Here is a 2,664-nt window from a genome sequence, read left to right on the forward strand (position 1 = left end):
TCTGGGCTACACGGGGGGGCTTTTGCCGGTGGTGGTGGGCCTTCTGGCGGTGGGGCTGGGTTTCTGGGGGGCCGCTTGGCGCTTTGGCCGGAGGGATAGATAATGACCTTTATGCGCTGGATTGCCCTTTTTCTGCTGGCGGGCTTTGCGCTGGCCCAGCCCACCCTGCGGCTCGAGCAAGGCTGGGTGCGACGGGTGCCCGGCAACATCACCGCCGCCTACCTGGTGCTTTACAACCCCACCGACAAGCCGCTCAAGATTGTGGGGGCCAGCACGCCCATTGCCACGCGGGTGGAGTTCCACCAGACCACCCAGCCCGGCCACCAGAACCACCTCGACCTCTCGGCCATGCGGCGGGTGGACGCCCTCACCGTGCCAGCTAAAGGCCGCCTCCAGATTCTGCCCGGCGGCTACCACCTGATGCTCTACGGCCTGCGGGAAAAAAACCCCCGGCCCCTGGCCGAGGGGCAGAAGGTGCCGCTTACGCTGCGGCTCGAGGGTGGCGCCAGCGTAACCTTCACCCTGACCGCGCAGATGCGATAGAAAAGCCGCGCCCTTAGGCGCAGCCAGACCTTTGAACAGACGTTAGAGCGAGCGGCGGAAAAGGGTCAACCAGGTTTCGCTCATCTTCTGGGTTCCAAGCACCTGGGCCACTTCCTGGTCACCTGCCGTGCTGATGCGAACCTGGGCCACCCGCACCTCGCCAGCAGTACCATCCACCAACACCGCAAATAGGTTGTTTTTGCCGCTCAGGTAACGTCGGATACTGGCATCCTCTTTGGCCGCCAGGCCCACCGAGCCCAAACCCCAGGTACGCACATGGATGAAGATGGCCCCACCGTAGTTGCGCTGGGCCGCCTCGGCCAGCACCGCCTTGACCAGGGCGTTGTTGGTCGGGGTGTCGGTCTGACCACCGAAGATTAGGGCCAGCGCAGGCTGGCGGAAGCTGACCAGGCGAAGCACGTCATCGGGGCTGGACAGCGCTGCGGTGGCCACTGAAGCATTCGGGCGGGCCTCGAGGTAGCTAGCGATAGCTGCCCCACTCAGGCTCGCGCAGATGGAACTGCTGTTGGTAAGCACCTCAACCCCCTCGAAGCGCAGGGCTCCCGCCCAGACCTTGCCCATGGCGTTGCCGGTGTAGCCGCGCAAGAGGTACTGCTCTCCCAGGGTGAGGGGTTGAGCGGTGGCAAAACCCAAGGCCAGAACGACCGAGAAAAGAACCAGAACACGCATCTGAAACCTCCTCGTAGAATATCCTAACCGGGTATTTTCCCGTAAATTACGGTAAGGTATTTTTGTCATAGATGTGTTTCCTAGACAACACAGATGTAGATCTTGGCAAACCATACCCTATGGGGATATACTTACACCGTGAAGATCCCCAGACCCACGCTCGAGCGCTACCGACCCACCGCCCAAGAAAACCAACAGGGCGTTGCTCCGTGGCGTCAGAGACTACAGGCGTGGGCATCCTGCCGAGTACGGGGCTTGTCTTTCTGCAGCGTGTTTCCCTGGCTGGCGGTTCTATTCGCGATAGGGATGGTGTTAGGCCGATGAAACTCACCCCAGATGCTTTGCTACTTGGCCCGCTGGCCCTGAGCTGGCCCAATCTGGCCCTGTTGCTGGGGGTTTTTGCCTTTATCTGGTTGGCCGCGCGTCGGGGTGTGGAGGGTAAAGCCTGGGGGGTGTTGCTGGTGGTGGTGCTGGCGGCTCGAGGGGCCTATGCCGTGGAGCACCTGTCAACCTGGCCCAGTGCAGGTGCAGCTTTGCTGGGCGTGCTGGACATCCGCAGCGGGGGCTGGAACTGGGGGGTGGGACTCCCCGCCGGGGCCCTGGCGGCGCTTTTCCTGCTGAGGCGGGAAGCGGGCCGCTTGCTGGTTCCGGGGGCGGCCTCGCTGGCCGTGGCCCTGTTGCCGCTGGGGGTGCAGCATGGTCTTACCCGCCCGGCCCCATCGGCCAGCCCGCCCGCATACCAGGCCCAGGTGCTAAAGTACCTCGAGCCTGGCCAATCCCGCCCCAGCGAGGTGCGCTTTGCAGACCTGCCCAAGCCCATGCTGGTCAACCTCTGGGCGACGTGGTGCCCCCCCTGCCGGGCCGAGATGCCCCTCCTGGTGGAGTATCAGCAGAAGGGCTACCCCATTGTTTTGCTCAACGCAGGTGAAGACCCTGGGGCCATCCAGGGCTTTTTGCAGCAAACCGGTCTTTCGGCGCGGGTCTTTCTGGACAGTGCCGGTTTGCAGCGGGCCTTTCAGGTGAGCGGGCTGCCCACCACCTTGCTGATTGGCTCCGATGGGCAGATTCTGGCCCGTCACCTGGGGCCGGTGAACCGGGCCCAGCTCGAGCAGCTTTTGGGGCAGCTCAAATAGCACACCGTCGTATAGATACCCCTGCACTTCCACAGTTTCCAAAGAGTGAGAGCCCTCGAGCCCCTCCCTACCGTGTAGGAAGGGCGGGGGAGGGTATCGGGCAAGACCCCCAATCGGCTGGTTGCGCGAAGGGCCAGGTCAGCCACCCCACCGGTCCCTCCCCAACGAGGAAGGGGAGGGACCAAGCGAGGCCAGGCTGGGATTGACATAATTCGCTCACCGTGCGGGTGTGGCTGCACGGGCTTTGGTGCGCCAAAAGACTGGTGCTGACGCGCATGGCAAAAAGCCAATCGCTGCT

General features: G+C 63.4%; 3 protein-coding genes. 2 read left to right on the top strand and 1 reads right to left on the bottom strand.

What is annotated here, in order from left to right; translation table 11 throughout:
- The first annotated feature begins 111 nt into the window (after positions 1-111).
- Entirely contained in the window at positions 112-543 is a 432-nt protein-coding gene (locus NZN28_RS14210; protein WP_295399260.1) for a copper chaperone PCu(A)C, read from the top strand.
- 42 nt (positions 544-585) lie between these two features.
- Here NZN28_RS14210 and NZN28_RS14215 read toward each other — a convergent pair whose 3' ends face one another.
- Positions 586-1,233 (bottom strand): hypothetical protein, encoded by a 648-nt coding sequence (locus tag NZN28_RS14215; RefSeq protein ID WP_295399262.1) that lies wholly within the window; start codon positions 1,231-1,233, stop codon positions 586-588.
- 320 nt (positions 1,234-1,553) lie between these two features.
- On the opposite strand from NZN28_RS14215, the gene NZN28_RS14220 reads away from it, so the two are divergent.
- Positions 1,554-2,366 (top strand): TlpA family protein disulfide reductase, encoded by an 813-nt coding sequence (locus NZN28_RS14220; RefSeq protein WP_295399264.1) that lies wholly within the window; start codon positions 1,554-1,556, stop codon positions 2,364-2,366.
- Positions 2,367-2,664 lie beyond the last annotated feature (298 nt).

Origin of the sequence: Meiothermus sp., from assembly GCF_025056915.1 — a bacterium.
Classification (GTDB): Bacteria; Deinococcota; Deinococci; order Deinococcales; family Thermaceae; genus Meiothermus.

Bases quoted from the DNA above. Each gene is read 5' to 3' on its own strand.
- NZN28_RS14215 (WP_295399262.1), bottom strand. From the start codon at position 1,233: ATGCGTGTTCTGGTTCTTTTCTCGGTCGTTCTGGCCTTGGGTTTTGCC.
- NZN28_RS14210 (WP_295399260.1), top strand. From the start codon at position 112: ATGCGCTGGATTGCCCTTTTTCTGCTGGCGGGCTTTGCGCTGGCCCAG.
- NZN28_RS14220 (WP_295399264.1), top strand. From the start codon at position 1,554: ATGAAACTCACCCCAGATGCTTTGCTACTTGGCCCGCTGGCCCTGAGC.